The 16606-nt window shown below is 63.1% G+C and carries 17 protein-coding genes and 1 pseudogene; 9 read left to right on the top strand and 9 right to left on the bottom strand.

Features of this window, described 5'->3' with window-relative positions; genetic code table 11:
• The first annotated feature begins 118 nt into the window (after positions 1-118).
• The 6 genes from FJ948_RS16800 (at position 119) to FJ948_RS16775 (ending at position 5739) form a co-directional block, all read left to right on the top strand.
• Positions 119-346: a hypothetical protein gene (locus FJ948_RS16800; RefSeq protein ID WP_140706245.1), complete on the top strand. Its 228-nt coding sequence runs from the start codon at positions 119-121 to the stop codon at positions 344-346.
• Positions 343-636 carry a type II toxin-antitoxin system RelE/ParE family toxin gene (locus FJ948_RS16795; protein WP_140706243.1) on the top strand — a complete coding sequence of 98 codons (294 nt, stop codon included), beginning with the start codon at positions 343-345 and terminating at the stop codon, positions 634-636. Before FJ948_RS16800 ends, FJ948_RS16795 begins: the two co-directional genes overlap by 4 nt.
• 52 nt (positions 637-688) lie before the next feature.
• Positions 689-1783, top strand: a complete 1095-nt coding sequence (gene corA / locus FJ948_RS16790) for a magnesium/cobalt transporter CorA (protein ID WP_140706241.1) — start codon at positions 689-691, stop codon at positions 1781-1783.
• A gap of 108 nt (positions 1784-1891) precedes the next feature.
• Complete coding sequence (rpsO, locus tag FJ948_RS16785; protein ID WP_281405365.1) at positions 1892-2233, top strand: 30S ribosomal protein S15; 342 nt, start codon at positions 1892-1894, stop codon at positions 2231-2233.
• A gap of 279 nt (positions 2234-2512) precedes the next feature.
• The gene (pnp, locus tag FJ948_RS16780) at positions 2513-4660 is read left to right on the top strand and encodes a polyribonucleotide nucleotidyltransferase (RefSeq protein ID WP_140706239.1); all 2148 of its coding nucleotides are present in this window, start codon (positions 2513-2515) and stop codon (positions 4658-4660) included.
• Positions 4661-4728: 68 nt separating this feature from the next.
• Positions 4729-5739 carry a class I SAM-dependent methyltransferase gene (locus FJ948_RS16775; protein WP_140706237.1) on the top strand — a complete coding sequence of 337 codons (1011 nt, stop codon included), beginning with the start codon at positions 4729-4731 and terminating at the stop codon, positions 5737-5739.
• A gap of 17 nt (positions 5740-5756) precedes the next feature.
• Here the strand turns inward: FJ948_RS16775 and FJ948_RS16770 are convergent, their stop codons facing one another.
• From FJ948_RS16770 to fabA, 4 genes are all read right to left on the bottom strand, one after another.
• On the bottom strand, positions 5757-7301 hold the full coding sequence (locus tag FJ948_RS16770; RefSeq protein WP_140706234.1) for a bifunctional diguanylate cyclase/phosphodiesterase: 1545 nt from the start codon (positions 7299-7301) through the stop codon (positions 5757-5759).
• Positions 7302-7429: 128 nt separating this feature from the next.
• The gene (gene fabI / locus FJ948_RS16765) at positions 7430-8242 is read right to left on the bottom strand and encodes an enoyl-ACP reductase FabI (RefSeq protein ID WP_140706232.1); all 813 of its coding nucleotides are present in this window, start codon (positions 8240-8242) and stop codon (positions 7430-7432) included.
• Positions 8243-8271: 29 nt separating this feature from the next.
• A complete protein-coding gene (gene fabB, locus FJ948_RS16760) occupies positions 8272-9492 on the bottom strand; it encodes a beta-ketoacyl-ACP synthase I (RefSeq protein ID WP_140706230.1) in 1221 nt (406 codons plus the stop codon).
• 49 nt (positions 9493-9541) lie between these two features.
• The gene (fabA, locus tag FJ948_RS16755) at positions 9542-10060 is read right to left on the bottom strand and encodes a 3-hydroxyacyl-[acyl-carrier-protein] dehydratase FabA (protein ID WP_127276870.1); all 519 of its coding nucleotides are present in this window, start codon (positions 10058-10060) and stop codon (positions 9542-9544) included.
• A 240-nt stretch (positions 10061-10300) separates the two neighbouring features.
• On the opposite strand from fabA, the gene irrA reads away from it, so the two are divergent.
• Together irrA and FJ948_RS16745 are read left to right on the top strand one after the other, a co-directional pair.
• On the top strand, positions 10301-10732 hold the full coding sequence (gene irrA / locus FJ948_RS16750) for an iron response transcriptional regulator IrrA (protein ID WP_181173697.1): 432 nt from the start codon (positions 10301-10303) through the stop codon (positions 10730-10732).
• A 64-nt stretch (positions 10733-10796) separates the two neighbouring features.
• Positions 10797-11177 (top strand): DUF4260 domain-containing protein, encoded by a 381-nt coding sequence (locus tag FJ948_RS16745; RefSeq protein WP_140706226.1) that lies wholly within the window; start codon positions 10797-10799, stop codon positions 11175-11177.
• On the opposite strand, the gene FJ948_RS16740 is transcribed toward FJ948_RS16745, so the two are convergent.
• A complete protein-coding gene (locus FJ948_RS16740) occupies positions 11167-11727 on the bottom strand; it encodes an SH3 domain-containing protein (RefSeq protein ID WP_140706224.1) in 561 nt (186 codons plus the stop codon). The genes FJ948_RS16745 and FJ948_RS16740 overlap by 11 nt on opposite strands.
• Before the next feature lie 148 nt (positions 11728-11875).
• Between FJ948_RS16740 and FJ948_RS16735 the strand changes: the two genes are divergently transcribed.
• Positions 11876-12877 (top strand): D-glycerate dehydrogenase, encoded by a 1002-nt coding sequence (locus tag FJ948_RS16735; RefSeq protein ID WP_140706222.1) that lies wholly within the window; start codon positions 11876-11878, stop codon positions 12875-12877.
• A gap of 43 nt (positions 12878-12920) precedes the next feature.
• On the opposite strand, the pseudogene FJ948_RS16730 reads toward FJ948_RS16735, so the two are convergent.
• The 4 genes and pseudogenes from FJ948_RS16730 to dnaN all read right to left on the bottom strand — a co-directional run bounded on the left by FJ948_RS16730 (position 12921) and on the right by dnaN (position 16521).
• Positions 12921-13401 (bottom strand): annotated as a pseudogene (locus FJ948_RS16730) (GNAT family N-acetyltransferase).
• A gap of 2 nt (positions 13402-13403) precedes the next feature.
• Complete coding sequence (locus FJ948_RS16725) at positions 13404-14159, bottom strand: molybdopterin-synthase adenylyltransferase MoeB (RefSeq protein WP_140706220.1); 756 nt, start codon at positions 14157-14159, stop codon at positions 13404-13406.
• Between the two features lie 31 nt (positions 14160-14190).
• On the bottom strand, positions 14191-15330 hold the full coding sequence (gene recF, locus FJ948_RS16720; protein ID WP_140706218.1) for a DNA replication/repair protein RecF: 1140 nt from the start codon (positions 15328-15330) through the stop codon (positions 14191-14193).
• A 72-nt stretch (positions 15331-15402) separates the two neighbouring features.
• Complete coding sequence (gene dnaN, locus FJ948_RS16715) at positions 15403-16521, bottom strand: DNA polymerase III subunit beta (RefSeq protein WP_140706216.1); 1119 nt, start codon at positions 16519-16521, stop codon at positions 15403-15405.
• Between the last annotated feature and the right edge of the window lie 85 nt (positions 16522-16606).

Below are 16606 nucleotides of genomic sequence, written 5' to 3'. Positions count from 1 at the left end.
TCGGTCCGGCCACCATCGCGGCACAGGAACAGAGTTTGCATAACTGCGGATAGTGAAGGGCGGTTCACGAAAGCTCGTTCTGCTTTTCTTGCGTGTACATTATGTGCATAATCCGATTATGACAGACCTCCTGGAAAAAGCCGTAGCCGTGGCCCGGGACCTTTCCCCGGCCATGCAAGATGAGATAGCTCGCGCCATGCTCATGCTTGCTGCCGAGGAGGCGGAGCCGGTGCTTCTGACGCCTGATGAACGTGCGGCTATTGCGATATCGCGATCGGCTGCCGCACGCGGCGAATTTGCGACTGATGATGAAGTGCGTGCTATGTGGGCCAAGTACGATCTGTGAAGGTTCGCTTCACCAGTCCGGCCCTCGCCGATCTGAAAAACCTCGTTGACTACATCAATATTCACTCCCCGCGAGGCGCCCATCGTGTCCGGCAACGCATCAAGCTTTTGTTGGAGCGGATCGAGGGTCAACCGTTCCTTGGCAAACGAACGGACGATCCGGCCATCCGCCGTCTCGCAACCATCCCTTACCCCTATCTGATTTTCTACGAAGTGGCCGGCGAAGAAATCATCGTTCATGCCGTACGTCACGGTGCCCGAGATCCATCGTCCATGCCAGGTCAATCATAGGCATTCGACTATACATGTTTACGGCAACAACCAGGTTTCGACGAGTGGTGGCATGGCAAAGGCCGAAACGGTGAAAAAAAGCGCGCCGGTGAAGACCAGGCGGCCGCCTGTCGGCGCCTCGCCCGGCACGCTGATCGCCGATCCGGCGGCGCGGCGCTCCGAATTGCGGCTGACGTTGATCTCGTCGCAGAAATTCAAGACGATCGAGAATGCCAGCATCGACGATGTCGAGGCCAATTGCCGGAAATGGCCCGTCATCTGGCTCGACTGCACCGGCCTCGCCAACATCCAACTGATCGAGGAAATCGGCCGCATCTTCAGCCTGCATCCGCTGGCGCTCGAGGACGTGGTCAACACCGGCCAGCGGCCGAAGGTCGACTTCTTCGAGGATCATGCCTTTGTCGTCATGCGCATGATCGACGACGTCACCTCGCATCGCTACGAGCAGATCGCTCTCTTCCTCGGCGAGAACTTCGTCGTCACCTTCCAGGAGCGCGAGGGCGATCCGTTCGATCCCGTGCGCAAGCGCATCGAGAGTTCGGCGCCCAACCGCTTGCGCACACGCGGCGCCGACTATCTCGCCTATGCGCTGATCGACGCCATCGTCGACAGCTATTTTCCGCCGATCGAGGCTGCCGGCGACCTGGTCGACAGCATCGAGGACCAGATGCTGCATTCCACACACAAGCACCAGATGCGGCAGCTGCACGAACTGCGGCGCGACGCCAATGTCCTTAAAGGCGTGCTGTGGCCGATGCGCGATGCACTTGCAACGCTGATCCGCAACGACGTGGCCTATGTCACGGCCGAGACCAAGGTCTTTCTCAACGACACGCTCGACCATTCGCTCAGGCTGATCGAGCTTGTCGAGACCCAGCGCGACATGCTGACCGGCCTGATCGAAATGCATCTGTCGCTGAGCCAGGCCCGCACCAACGACGTCATCTCCTATCTCACCATCGTCTCGGTCATCTTCATGCCGCTCACCTTCCTGGTCGGCATCTGGGGTATGAACTTCGACCCCGCGAGCTCGCCGTGGAACATGCCGGAGCTGAAGGCCTACTACGGCTACCCCTTGTCGCTGCTGTTCATGGCTGCGATCGCTGTCGGACTGATCGCATTCTTCAAATGGAAGAAATGGCTTTGACCGGGATAAACTCGCCATTTGAGCGTCAAAAGCCGGCTTGTGAATTGGGCTGGTGTTTTTCGCGGAATTGCACTATATGCGCCGCAGCATAGCGCCTTGATGCTTTGCATGCACGGCCCCTGCTGGACGACATCCCGGCTGTGGGCGACCCGTTTCCTCAAACAGATAAGGAAAAACACGATGTCGATTACTGCCGAGCGCAAACAGGAATTGATGACCGAATTCGCAACCGCCAAGGGCGATACCGGGTCTCCGGAAGTCCAGGTGGCCATCCTTTCCGAGCGCATCAAGAACCTGACCGACCATTTCAAGGACCACAAGAAGGATAACCATTCCCGCCGTGGTCTGCTCGCTCTCGTGTCCCAGCGCCGCAGCCTGCTTGATTATCTCAAGCGCAAGGACGACTCGCGCTATCAGACTCTGATCGAGAAGCTCGGTCTGCGCCGTTGACGAATTGACCGGCGGGCTTTCTTCGGAAAGTCCGCCGGTCGCGCATTCTGCCAGTCGGATAGGCTGGCTAGACCCGGTTTCGAGCGCGCAAAGGGCCACTCGAAACCGCCCATGGACGGTCATGGGGCAGGATTGCAGGACGCTCGCACGCGCTTGTCGCGCCCAAATCACCCGAGCTTCCCGTTGTCTTGCCCGTGGCTGCCCGAGAAAGGAAGCCAGGCAAAGGGCATCCGCGCACCGTGAAACGGCGCGGCCCTTGCCGCTTATTAAGGACAAGACATGTTCAATCACCACAAAGTGGAAATCGAATGGGGCGGCCGTCCGCTCATCCTGGAAACCGGCAAGATCGCGCGTCAGGCTGACGGCGCCGTGCTCGCGACCTATGGCGAGACCAAGGTCCTCGCCACCGTCGTTTCGATGAAGGAGCCGAAGCCCGGCCTCGACTTCTTTCCGCTGACCGTCAATTACCAGGAGAAGACCTATGCCGCCGGCAAGATCCCGGGCGGCTATTTCAAGCGCGAAGGCCGTCCGAGCGAAAAGGAAACGCTGGTTTCGCGCCTCATCGACCGCCCGATCCGCCCGCTCTTCGCCGCCGGTTACAAGAACGATACGCAGATCGTCGTCACCGTCGTCCAGCACGACCTTGAAAATGATCCGGACATCCTGTCGATCGTCGCCACCTCGGCGGCCCTGACGCTCTCCGGCGTTCCCTTCATGGGCCCGGTCGGCGGCGCGCGCGTCGGCTACATCAACGGCGAATACGTGCTGAACCCGCATGTCGACGAGATGCAGGAATCCAAGCTCGACCTCGTTGTCGCGGGCACCGCCGACGCCGTGCTGATGGTCGAGTCGGAAGCCAAGGAACTTGGCGAAGAGCTGATGCTCGGCGCCGTCATGTTCGGCCACAAGGGTTTCCAGCCGGTCATCGACGCCATCATCAAGCTGGCCGAAGTTGCAGCCAAGGAGCCGCGCGACTTCACCGCGCCGGACCATTCCGCGCTTGAAGCCGAGATGCTGAAGATCGTCGGCGACGAACTGAGCAATGCCTACAAGAACGTCGACAAGCAGAAGCGCTACGCCGCCGTCGACGCCGTCAAGGCGAAGGTCAAGGCCGCGTTTGCCCCGGCCGAGGGCGAAGACGCCAGGTACACCTCCGAGCAGATCGGCTCCGTGTTCAAGGAGCTCCAGGCCAAGGTCGTGCGCTGGAACATCCTCGACACCGGCGCGCGCATCGATGGCCGCGACCTGAAGACGGTTCGCAAGATCGTCTCCGAAGTCGGCGTCCTGCCGCGCACCCACGGTTCGGCGCTGTTCACCCGCGGCGAGACCCAGGCGCTGGTCGTTGCCACGCTCGGCACCGGCGAGGACGAGCAGTATGTCGATTCCCTGACCGGCATGTACAAGGAGAAGTTCCTCCTTCACTACAACTTCCCTCCCTACTCCGTCGGTGAGACCGGCCGCATGGGTTCGCCGGGCCGCCGCGAAATCGGCCATGGTAAGCTCGCCTGGCGCGCCATCCGTCCGATGCTGCCCTCCGCTGACCAGTTCCCCTACACGCTGCGCGTCGTCTCGGAGATCACCGAGTCCAACGGCTCGTCTTCGATGGCCACCGTCTGCGGTACCTCGCTGGCGCTGATGGATGCCGGCGTGCCGCTGGCCAAGCCGGTTGCCGGCATCGCCATGGGCCTGATCAAGGAAGGCGAGCGCTTCGCCGTGCTCTCCGACATCCTTGGCGACGAGGATCACCTCGGCGACATGGACTTCAAGGTCGCCGGCACCGAAGGCGGCATCACATCGCTGCAGATGGACATCAAGATCGATGGCATCACCGAGGAGATCATGAAGATCGCCCTTGGCCAGGCCAAGGACGGTCGCCTGCATATCCTCGGCGAAATGTCCCATGCCCTAACCGGCGCACGCCCCGAACTTGGTGAGTTCGCACCGCGCATCGAAGTCATGCACATCCCGACCGACAAGATCCGCGATGTGATTGGTTCGGGCGGCAAGGTCATCCGCGAGATCGTCGAGAAGACCGGCGCCAAGATCAACATCGAGGACGACGGCACGGTCAAGATCGCTTCATCGAACGCCAAGGAGATCGAGGCGGCCAAGAAGTGGATCCACACCATCGTCGCCGAGCCGGAAGTCGGCGAGATCTACGAAGGCACGGTCGTCAAGACCGCCGACTTCGGCGCTTTCGTCAATTTCTTCGGTCCGCGTGACGGTCTCGTCCACATCTCGCAGCTTGCCAACGACCGGGTCGCCAAGACCTCGGACGTCGTCAAGGAAGGCGACAAGGTCTGGGTCAAGCTGATGGGCTTCGACGAGCGCGGCAAGGTCCGCCTGTCGATGAAGGTCGTCGACCAGGCCACCGGCAAGGAACTCGCCCGCGACAGGAAGGCCGAAGGCGAAGAAAACGCCGCCTGAGCGATCCGACGGAATAATGAGGCGGGCGCGGCTTAGGTCGCGCCCGTTTTTGTTTATGGAGCACGGCTATGTCCGCTGAAGCGCTGAAGACGCTTTTTCACCCGTTCGAGGCCGAGGCTCTTTCCTTGCCGAGGAGGGGCGAGCGCGTTCTCTTTCTCGGCGCCGAACCCGGCCTGCGCTTGCCGCCGGCTTTCGAGGCTACGCTCAATCTCGTCCAGGGCTTCCGACCGTATTTCCGTGCGTTGCAGGCGGCGGGCTTCATGGTCACGCCGCAATCGGCTGGTGACGGTTTTGACGCCGCGTTGGTGCTCGCCGGCCGCCATCGCGGCCAGAACGAACTGCGCATCGCCGAGGCTATGGAGCGCGTGGCAGAGGGCGGATTGACCGTCATTGCCGGTGGCAAGGAGGATGGCATCGCCAGCCTGCGCAAGCGTGTCGGCGATCTTGCACAGCTTGATGACCACCTGCCGAAATATCACGGCACTGCCTTCTGGCTGCGCCGCCCGGCTGATATGCAGGTCGCCGCCGCGCTTCGCGCCGCCAATCCCGCCTTGCTGGTCGGGGACCGTTTCCACACCGCGCCCGGCATGTTCTCCTTCGATCGCGTCGATGCGGGTTCGAAACTGCTGGTCGACAACCTGCCCGGTGATCTGCGTGGCAGCGCAGCCGATTTCTGCGCCGGTTGGGGCTATGTGGCGGCGCAGATGGCCGCCCGTTCGCCGGGCCTGACGGGCCTCGATCTCTATGAGGCCGATTTCGACGCGCTGGAGGCGGCCAGGGGCAATCTCGGCGACACCGTTGCGCAAGGCTTCTTCTGGACGGATTTGCTCGCCGAGCCTGTCGAGCGCCGTTACGACGTCATCGCCATGAACCCGCCCTTCCATCGCAGCCGTGCGGCCGAGCCGGAGATCGGCGCCGGCATGATCCGCGCGGCGGCCAAGGCGTTGAAGCCCGGTGGCAGGCTGTTCATGGTTGCCAACCGGCAACTTCCTTACGAGCCGGTGCTGTCGACGGCTTTTGCCAGTCATGCGGAGCTTGCCCGCGACGGCATGTTCAAGGTGTTTGTCGCGCGCCGGTAGTCCCGGTGCTCGGGTGATCAATGCAGATTGGCGACACGCCTGGTGTCATCGGCGGCATGCTCGGCGCCAACGCTGATCTTGAGCGGCGCCGGTCGGCCGAACAGATAGCCCTGCACCACCTCGCAGCCGGCGGCCCGCAGCAGCGTCGCCTGGCTTTCGGTCTCGACGCCTTCGGCGATGATGCTGACGCCGAGCGCCCGCGAAAGCCCGACAATGGTCGACACGACCGCGCCGGAGCTGGCGTCGGTATCGATGCGACTGACGAAGGAACGGTCGATCTTCAGCTTGCCGAACGAGAAGTCGATCAGATAGCTGAGGTTGGAATAGCCGGTGCCGAAATCGTCGACGGCGACCGAGATGCCCATCTCGGCAAGCTCTTTCAGGATGGCGGCCGCGCGGTCGCGATCCTGCATCATCGCCGTCTCGGTGACTTCGAGCTCCAACCGTGACGGCTTGATGCCGGTGGTCCGCATCGTGTCGCGCACAAGGCCGACGAAGTCCTTGGTCATGAACTGGACCGGCGAGATGTTGACGGCGACGAAACAGTCGTCCGGCAGATGGCGGGCATCGCTGCAGGCCTTGCGCAGCACCCATTCGCCGATCGGGTTGATCATGCCGGTTTCCTCGGCGATCTGGATGAACTCCATCGGCGGGATCATGCCGCGTTCGGGATGCCTCCAGCGGATCAACGCCTCGTAGCCGACGATGCGGCCGGTCGGAAGGTCGAGCTGCGGCTGATAGTGCAGATCGAAATCACCGCGCTCGAAGGCGGCGTGCAGCTCGGATTCGACCCATTGGCGATGGTCGGCCACCCGTCCCATCTCGCTGTCGAACACCGACCAGTTGCCAACCCCGCTGGCACGCGCATTCTGCAGCGCCAGGTTGGAGCGCCGCAGGATGAGGACCGGATCGACACCGTCCTTGGGCATCGCCACGATGCCGACCGACAGGCTCACCGATTGCTGGTGGCTGCTGAGTTCATACGGCTCCATCATCTCTTCGATGAGCCTCTCGACCATGCTTTCCAGGGTTCCCTGAACCAGATGGTCCGGGAGCAGTACCGCGAACTCGCCGGCCCCGATGCGGCCGATCAGGGCGCGCGCGGGCACGCAGCCGTGCAGCCGCTTGGTGAAGGCGCGGATCAGTTCATCGCCCTGGGTATAGCCGATCGCGTCGTTGATCTGCTTGAACCGGTCGATGTCGATGTCGATCAGGAACACCGGTTCCCCGGTCCGGCTTGTCGCGCATGCCGCCTCGGCGATCTTGCCGACCATGGCCGGGCGCGCCAGCAGTCCGGTCAGTTTGTCGAAATGGGTTTCGTTGAAGACGAAATCCGCCGATTCATCGATGCCGGCGAAGAAGGACATTGCCGCCACCGATGCCGCCAGGGCGCAAAGCGCGGCCATGATCGCGACCATCATATCAGTCGATACGCCGGCAAACCCGTCGCCGAGGCCGTGCTTCAGGCCCCAGATGCCGAGGACGAAACTGCCAATGCCCGAACTTGCTATCGTGAGCAGTCGGAACACCGGCGTTCGCTTCGGGTTGCTGACGGCAGGCATGAAAAGGTCCCCAGATTGGCAACTCTATAGCGGAAATCTTCTTAAAATGAGTTTCCGCGAATGAATCCAATTTTACTGGAGAGGATTATTTTCTTTACTGGGAAAGGATCACTTGACGGGACCGCTCTTCAGTCGCGCCCGCCATCCGTCTGCTTCAACTCGTCGAGCGTCGGCATCGAGACGATATGATAGCCGGAATCGACATAGTGGATTTCGCCGGTGACACCGGAAGAGAGGTCGGACAGGAGATAGAGCGCGGAGCCGCCGACCTCGTCGATCGTCACCGTGCGGCGCAGCGGTGAGTTGCGCTGCTGGTAGGAGAACATGTGGCGGGCGTCCGAAATGCCGGCGCCAGCGAGTGTGCGTACCGGCCCCGCCGAGATGCCGTTGACGCGGATGCCGCGCGGGCCGTAGTCGTTGGCGAGGTAGCGCACGCTGGCCTCGAGACCGGCCTTGGCGACGCCCATGACATTGTAGTTCGGCATGACGCGGACCGAGCCGGCATAAGTCAGCGTGATCATCGAGCCGCCGCCAGTCATCAGCGGCGCGGCATTGCGCGCCACCTCGGTGAAGGAATAGCAGGAGATCACCATGGTGCGGATGAAATTGTCCCGGCTGGTGTCGGCGTAGAGGCCCTTCAACTCGTTCTTGTCGGAAAAGCCGATGGCATGGACGACGAAGTCCAGTCCGCCCCATTCCTTGCCAAGCGTCTCGAACGTGGCGGCGACCGAAGCGCTGTCCTCGACGTCACAGGGGACGACCAGCGCGGCGCCGAGCTTGTCGGCGAGCGGCTTCACCCGGCGGCCGAAAGCCTCGCCCTGATAGGTGAAGGCTAGCTCCGCCCCATGTTCGGACAATTTCCGCGCGATGCCCCAGGCGATCGAATGATCATTGGCGACACCCATGACAAGCCCACGCTTGCCCTTCATCAATCCGTCCATGGCCGGCGATCCTTATATAAAACTTGGCCTTATGCGGAATAGCGCTGGAAAACGAGCGTTGCGTTGGTGCCGCCGAAACCGAAGGAATTCGACAGAACCGTGTCGATCCTGGCGTCGTCGATGCGCTTGCGCACGATCGGCATGCCCTCGAATTCAGGGTCGAGCGTCTCGATATGGGCGCTTTCGCCGATGAAGCCGCCTTGCATCATCAGGATCGAATAGATGGATTCCTGCACGCCCGCCGCGCCAAGCGAATGGCCGGTCAGCGACTTCGTCGACGTGATGAACGGCATCTTCTCGCCGAACACTTCACGGATCGCGCCCATCTCCTTGGAATCTCCGACCGGCGTCGAGGTGCCGTGGGTATTGATGTAGTCGACCGGCGTGGAAACCGTTGCCAGCGCCTGGCGCATGCAGCGGACCGCGCCTTCGCCCGAGGGCGCCACCATGTCGTAGCCGTCGGAGGTCGCGCCATAGCCGACGATCTCGGCATAGATCTTGGCGCCGCGCGCCTTGGCATGCTCCAGCTCTTCCAGCACAAGCACGCCGGCGCCGCCGGCAATGACGAAGCCGTCGCGATTGGCGTCATAGGCGCGCGAAGCCGTCGACGCCTTGTCGTTGAATTTCGACGACATGGCGCCCATGGCGTCGAACAGGTCCGACATCGTCCAGTCGAGATCCTCGTGGCCGCCGGCAAATACCATGTCCTGCTTGCCCCACTGGATCAGCTCGTAGCCATTGCCGATGCAATGCGCCGAGGTCGAGCAGGCCGACGAAATCGAATAGTTGACGCCATGGATCTTGAACCAGGTCGCCAAGGTTGCCGAGGCCGTCGACGACATCGCTTTCGGCACCGCGAAGGGACCGATGCGCTTGGGGCTGCCGTTCTTGAGCGTGGTTTCGGCCGCCTCGACGATGGTGCGGGTGGAGGGGCCGCCCGAACCCATGACGATGCCGGTGCGCTCGTTGGTGATATCGCTCTCGCCGAGGCCCGCATCCGCGATCGCCTGGTCCATGGCGACGTGGTTCCACGCCGCGCCCTGGCTCAGGAACCGCATCGCGCGGCGGTCGATCATGGCGGTAGGATCGAGCGTCGGCGCGCCCCAGACCTGGCAGCGGAAGCCATGCTCGGCGAAGGAATCGGAAAAGCTGATGCCGGATCTGGCGTCATGCAGCGAGGTCTGCACCTCGTTGGCATTGTTGCCGATCGACGACACGATGCCGAGGCCTGTGACTACGACACGTCTCATTCGCAACTCCTTCCAGGGATGCTGGCCAGTGGGCGGGCCAGGGCTGCGGTCAAGCGACCGCCGACTGCTTTGACAGACCGACCTTCAGGTCCGTCGCCGCGTATATGGGCTCGCCATCCGCCTTCATCCAGCCATCGGCGATGCCGAGCACCAGCCGGCCGCGCATCACACGCTTGAAATCCACGCCATACTCGACCTTCTTGACCGATGGCGTGACCATGCCCTTGAACTTGACCTCTCCGGTCGACAGCGCCATCCCCTTGCCGGGTTCGCCAAGCCAGCCGAGATAGAAGCCGGTCAATTGCCACAGGGCGTCCAGGCCGAGGCACCCGGGCATGATCGGATTGCCGATGAAATGGCAGGCAAAGAACCACAGGTCGGGCTTGATATCGAATTCCGCGCGAATGAAACCCTTGTCGAAGGCGCCGCCGGTCTCGCTGACCTCTGTGATACGGTCGAACATCAGCATCGGCGGGTAGGGCAACTGGGCATTGCCCTCTCCGAACAGCTCGCCGCGGGCGCAGGCCAGCAATTCTTCGTAGTCGTAGCTGGATTTCGAACCCGCCATCAATTTCTCCCCATATCGTCCGGGCGGTAGCGCGCCCTTGTCGTTGGTGTCCTAACACAATCTGTTTCAGGCCGGAAACCGGCGTTTGCGCTTAACCCGCCAGTCTGCCCGGGTCAATGCGCGCTATTGATCGCATTCGGGCGACAGAATATATGTCAACAGGGGTCCGGTTTCGGCAGACATTCATTTTTTGCCACTCTGGGCGTGTCTTGAAGCGGGACTGTGAGCTTGGAAGACCAGATGGACCGGGGCTGCCGGAAGGAAAATGTCGCTGTGGACAAGCGGGTACGTGAAGCCGGCCTGAGGCCGACGCGTCAGCGCATTGCGCTGGCCGACCTGCTTTTCGCCAAGGGCGACCGCCATTTGTCGGCCGAGGAACTGCACGAGGAGGCGCTGGCCGCCGGCGTTCCGGTGTCGCTGGCCACCGTATACAACGCGCTTCACCAGTTTACCCAGGCCGGGCTGCTGCGCATCCTGGCCGTCGAGGGGTCCAAGACCTATTTCGACACCAACACCTCCGACCACCACCATTTCTACATCGAAGGCGAAAACCGGATCTTCGACATCGCCAACGGCCCGGTCACGGTCACCAACCTGCCGGATCCGCCCGAAGGCATGGAAATCGCCAATGTCGATATCGTGGTGAGGCTGCGTCCCAAGCGTCCGGAATGACCGGCGGGGCCGGCACGATTGGCGAGACCGTGGTCACCGGCCAAGCCAGGGTAATCGGCTTGCGATGAAATCCCTCAGCCTGATAGTCCGGTTCGAATGGGCCATCCTGGCGGTTGCCGCAATCGTTTTCTATGGCGCGACGGGCGTTTCCTGGTGGCTCTTCGCGGTGCTCATCCTGGCGCCGGACCTGTCGATGCTGGGTTATCTCGGTGGACCTCGCATCGGCGCCTTTGCCTACAACGCCTTGCACATTCTGGTCGCACCGCTGCTGCTGTTGCTTGCCGGGCATCTCGCCGGCAATGCGGCCTGCAGCGCCGTCGCGCTGATCTGGATCGCCCATATCGCGATCGACCGTGCACTGGGCTACGGCTTAAAACTGTCAACAGGTTTTCAGGACACTCATCTTGGCCGGATCGGCCACAATCGCGAGACGCTCAGTCCTTGACCCGCTCGCCGGGATAAGCGCCCCAGACGACAGACTGGGCGAGCCAGCCAGTGTGGCCGTCGAGCGTCATTTCACACCATTGGCCGTCGCAGGACTTGATCGTTCCCATCACGCCGGGTTCGACGATCGCCACCACCCTGGCATCCTTGTCGGCGCTCTTCAGAAGATTGATCTGGCCCCCCTTGCCGCGCTGCCAGGGCGCGATGATCGCGGTGCGCCGGCCCGAAAGCAGCGACTGGTTGATCCATCCTTCCGAACCGTCGGCATCGCGCACGCGCCGCCACGTATCGAACTCCTGGATGACTTCCATCGGCAGGCCGGCCTTCATATACATCCAATCGACGGAATAGTTGGCGCCGGGGCCGACGCGCGAGTTGACGCGGCCGGATTTCAGGCTGACGAATCGCGGCAGCGGCAGGCCGCTCGGTCCGAGCGTGATCGCGCTCTGGGCAGGGGCCGCCGCGCTCTGCGCGCCGGCAAGCGGAGAATAGAGGAGAGCGCCGAGAAATGCTGCGCTGATGGCCAGGCGAAGCGACGCGAAACCAGACACTTTCGTTCCTTTCGGCGCCGGCCCGATGGCTGCGGCACCCCTTTTTCTTTGTCTTCGGCGGCACCGCTTGTTACATGGATAAATCGGCTACCGCGACCGGCTTCCAGTTTCGCCGGTCTTGGTTAAAGAGGTCTCAACGAGGGAAACAATGGCAGGCAAAAAGAAGCCTCTCGTGGTCATCACGCGAAAGCTGCCCGACCCGGTCGAGACCCGCATGCGCGAACTGTTCGACGCAAGGCTGAATGTCGAGGACCGGCCGATGACGCAGCCCGAACTGGTCGCCGCGGTCAAGGAAGCCGACGTGCTGGTGCCCACCGTGACCGACCAGATCGATGCCGCATTGATCGCCCAGGCCGGCGACAACCTCAAGCTGATTGCCAATTTCGGCAACGGCGTCGACAAGATCGACGTGGCGGCGGCGGCCAAGAGAGGCATCACCGTCACCAACACGCCCAACGTGCTCACCGAAGATACCGCCGACATGACCATGGCGCTGATGCTGGCTGTGCCGCGCCGGCTGGCAGAAGGCGCCAACGTGCTGACGGGCGACAAGAAATGGGCCGGCTGGTCGCCGACCTGGATGCTTGGCCGGCGCATCTGGGGCAAACGGCTCGGCATTGTCGGCATGGGCCGTATCGGCACGGCCGTTGCCAGGCGGGCCAAGGCCTTTGGCCTGTCGATCCACTACCACAACCGGCACCGCGTGCTGCCGGCCGTCGAGGATGGGCTGGAGGCGACCTATTGGGAGAGTCTCGACCAGATGCTGGCCCGCATGGACATCATCTCGGTCAATTGTCCGTCGACACCCGCCACCTTCCATCTTCTGTCGGCGCGGCGGCTGGCGCTGCTGCAGCCCACCGCCTATATCGTCAACACCGCCCGCGGCGACATCATCGACGAGGAAGCGCTGGTCAAGCTGATCCAGGACGGCAAGATCGCCGGTGCCGGCCTCGACGTTTACGAGCATGAGCCGGCCCTGAACGCCAAGCTCTTGAAGCTCGCCGCCAGGAACAAGGTCGTGCTCCTGCCGCATATGGGTTCGGCCACGCTTGAGGGCCGCATCGACATGGGCGAGAAGGTCATCATCAACATCCGCGCCTTCGTCGATGGCCATCGCCCGCCGGACCGCGTGCTGCCGCTCAGAACCTGAGAACCGTCCAGGCGCAGGCTCGCCATTCAATGTCACGCGAAGCTTACGAGATCGTTTTGCGCATGGTGATGGACGTCGGCCTGTCATAGCCCTCATGCGCCGTCCGTTCTGTCTCATGAAAGCCGAGCCGGGCAAAGGCGGCATGATTGGCGGTGAGTTCGATCCTTGTCTCGAGCTCGATGGCGGCCTTGCCGCGGCCGCGGGCCAGATCTTCGGCCGCTTGCATCAGCCGCCGGCCAATCCCTTGCCCCTGGCGGTCCGGGGCGACGGCGAGCTTGCCGACATAAAAACCGTCAGCCTTTTCGCGAGCAAAAAGGCAGCCGACGATCCTGTCGCCGTCGAGTGAGGCCGGTCTCCCGCAGGGCCTTGGCGCGCAGCGCATCGACTGTGAGCAGCTGAGCCGAGGATGGCGGGTCGATGATGCCGTCCATGAAGGCGAAGGCCTGCAGGATCAGGGCAAGCACCTCACCCCAGCGGTCGAAATCGGCGGGGATCCGCGTGATCGAAACTTCGGATTGTTCCAAGATCAGCGTCTCTTGTAGCGGATCGTCTCGAAACGGGCGGCTAGCGCGTCGTAAAGCAGCAGCCGGCCGACCAGCGGCTCGCCTATGCCGGTGATCAGCTTGATCGCCTCCATCGCCTGCAGCGTGCCGACGACCCCGGTCAGCGCGCCGAGCACGCCGGCCTCGGCGCAGGACGGCACCAGGCCCGGCGGCGGGGCTTCGGGAAACAGATCCCGATAGCTCGGGTTTGGCTTGCCGTCGCCGCCGTTTTCGAAAGGTTTCAGCACGGTCACCGAGCCATCGAAACGTCCGACGGCCGCATGGACCAGCGGCTTTCCTTGGGTGGCGCATGCGTCGGCCACCACATAACGCGTCTCGAAATTGTCGGACCCGTCGACGACGATATCGTACTTGGCGACGAGGGCTGGGGCGTTCTCCGCGGTCAGCCGGGATGTGTGCGTTTCGACTGATATGTTGGGATTGATGCGGGCGATCGCCGCCTTGGCGCTCTGGGTTTTCAGCATGCCGATCGTATCGGTGCCATGGATGACCTGGCGCTGCAGGTTGGACAGCGAAACCGTGTCGTCGTCGATGACGCCGAGCGTACCGACGCCGGCGGCGGCGAGATATTCAAGCACCGGCGCCCCCAGCCCGCCGGCGCCGATCACCAGGACCCGGGCCTGCTTCAGCTTCTGCTGACCCGCGCCGCCGACTTCCGGCAGCACGATATGGCGGGCATAGCGTTCGATCTCGTCGGCGGTCAGGGCGGCAGCGGTCATGTCAGGACCATATAGCGACGGAAAAACCTTGTCAGGCCACTTCGGTTGGCCCAACCGTGCCGTGGTCGACCGTCAGGAACTGGGCGCGGCCCTCCAGGCTGGAAAACAGCGCCGCATCGGTCCCCGTCATGAAGGCCTGGCAGTTCAACTCTTCGAGGATCGAGAACAATGCCGCGCGCCGGCCGGCATCGAGATGCGCCGCGATCTCGTCGAGTAGCAGGATCGGCGTCAGGCCGGACATTTCGCCGGTCAGCCGGGCATGCGACAGCACGATGCCGACCAGCAATGCCTTTTGTTCGCCGGTCGAGCAGAGTTCCGCCGGCATCCCCTTGGGCCGATGCCGGACCAAGAGATCGGAGCGATGCGGACCTTCCAGGGTGCGTCCGGCGGCGCGGTCACGGTCACGCCCATCGGCAAGCGCCCGCCGGAACCGCTCCTCGACGTCGACCGCCGGCGCGGCGGCGATCTCTGCCTCGAGATCGCCTGAAAGACCGATATCAGCCTGCGGAAACGGCCCGCTGTCGGGCAGCCTGTCGATCATGGCGGTGAGCAGCCGCACCATCTCGGCGCGTGCCGCGGCGATCGCCACGCCGGTCTCGGCCATCTGTGTCTCGATCGCCTCGAACCAACCGGCATCACGGGAGCCTTCCGTCAGCAAACGGTTACGGCCGCGCATTGCCTTCTCATAGTCGAGCGCCCGCTGGCCATGTCCGGGATCGATCGCCAGCACCAGCCGGTCGAGAAAGCGCCGGCGGTCCGCGGCCGGTCCGGTGAACAACGAATCCATCGCCGGCGTCAGCCACACGACCCGCAGCCACTCCAGCATGTCCTCGGCCCGCGCGGCGGCGCCGTTTATCCGCACCCGCCTGCCGCCCTCCGCCGTGTCGCCGCCGGAAATGCCGGTGCCGATCTCGACCTCGCCGTCAGCCCCGTCGAGCCGGGCATGCAGGGCAAAACCGCCATCGCCACCCTCACGGGCAACATCCACGTAAGGCGCGCGGCGCAAGCCGCGCCCCGGCGTCAGAAATGAGATCGCTTCGAGCAGATTGGTCTTGCCGGCACCATTGTCGCCGGAAAACACCACGGCGCCCGGCGCGACATCAATCGCCAGGGTCGCGTAGTTGCGAAAATTGGTAAGCGTAAGCTTACTTATATGGGTTTGTGCCGGCAACCGCTATCCGCCTGTGGAAGTCACCGCAACCGCGACGTTCGCTGCCGGCCCTATTGGAGCCAACGCCGCCGGCTATACCCGCATCGGCATCAGCACGTAAAGTGCGGTTTCGTCGGCCATGTCGTGGATCAGCGTCGGCGAGCCGGCATCGGCCAGCATGAATTTGGCTTCCGTGCCGGTCAGTTGCGCGGCGACATCGAGCAGATATTTGGCGTTGAAGCCGATCTCGATCGGATCCGCCGAATAATCCGCCGCCAGTTCCTCCGTGGCGCTGCCGGAATCCGGATTGTTGACCGCGAGCGTCACCTGGCCCTCGCTGATAGAGAGCTTCACCGCGCGGCCCCTTTCGGAGGAGATGGTCGAGACACGGTCGACCGCGGCGGCGAAGGTCTGGCGGTCGAGGATCAGCTTCTTGTCGTTGCCGGTCGGAATGACCCGCTGATAGTCGGGGAAAGTGCCGTCGATCAGCTTCGAGGTCAGGACGACGCTGCCGATGGTGAAGCGGATCTTGGTGTCGGACAGTTCGGTGGTCACGGCGATATCGGGATCGTCGACCAGCTTCTGCAGTTCGCTCACCGTCTTGCGCGGAATGATGATGCCCGGCATGCCCTCGGAGCCAGCCGGCGCGTCGATCTCGGCGCGTGCCAGGCGGTGGCCGTCGGTCGCCACCGAACGCAGCTTCAGCTTGCCGCCGACTTCATGCGTGTGCAGGTAGATGCCGTTGAGATAGTAGCGCGTCTCCTCGGTGGAGATGGCGAATTGCGTCTTCTCGATCAGCCCCTTCAGCGCCACCGAATCGAGGCGGAAGATGTGCGAGAAGGATCCGGCCGAAAGCTCGGGGAAGTCGGATTGCGGCAGGCACTGCAAGCGGAAGCTCGAACGACCCGACGTCACCGTCATGGCGTTGCCGTCCTCGTCCGTCTTCAGCATCACTTCGGCGCCGTCGGAGAGCTTGCGCACGATGTCGTAGAGCAGGTGCGCTGGAACCGTCGTCGCTCCGCCGCGCTCGACCTTGGCCGGCGTCGCTTCCGTCACCTCCAGGTCGAGGTCGGTGGCCTTCATTTCGAGGCTGGCGCCTTCGGCGCTGAGCAGCACGTTGGACAGGATCGGTATGGTGTTGCGCCGTTCGACCACGCGGTGGACATGGTTGAGCGACTTCAGGAGATTTGACCGTTCCAGGATAACACGCATGACGAAACAGGCTCGCTTGAATGAATGAACGGGTCTCCGGCTGCCGGCGCCCCGCGAAAGCTCTGAACAGGCTTCAGAATCTACG

The sequence above is a fragment of the Mesorhizobium sp. B2-3-12 genome, from assembly GCF_006442205.1.
In the GTDB taxonomy this organism is placed as follows: domain Bacteria; phylum Pseudomonadota; class Alphaproteobacteria; order Rhizobiales; family Rhizobiaceae; genus Mesorhizobium.
Note: the sequence above shows the minus strand (reverse complement) of the source record. Positions and strands in the feature narration are given on the sequence as shown.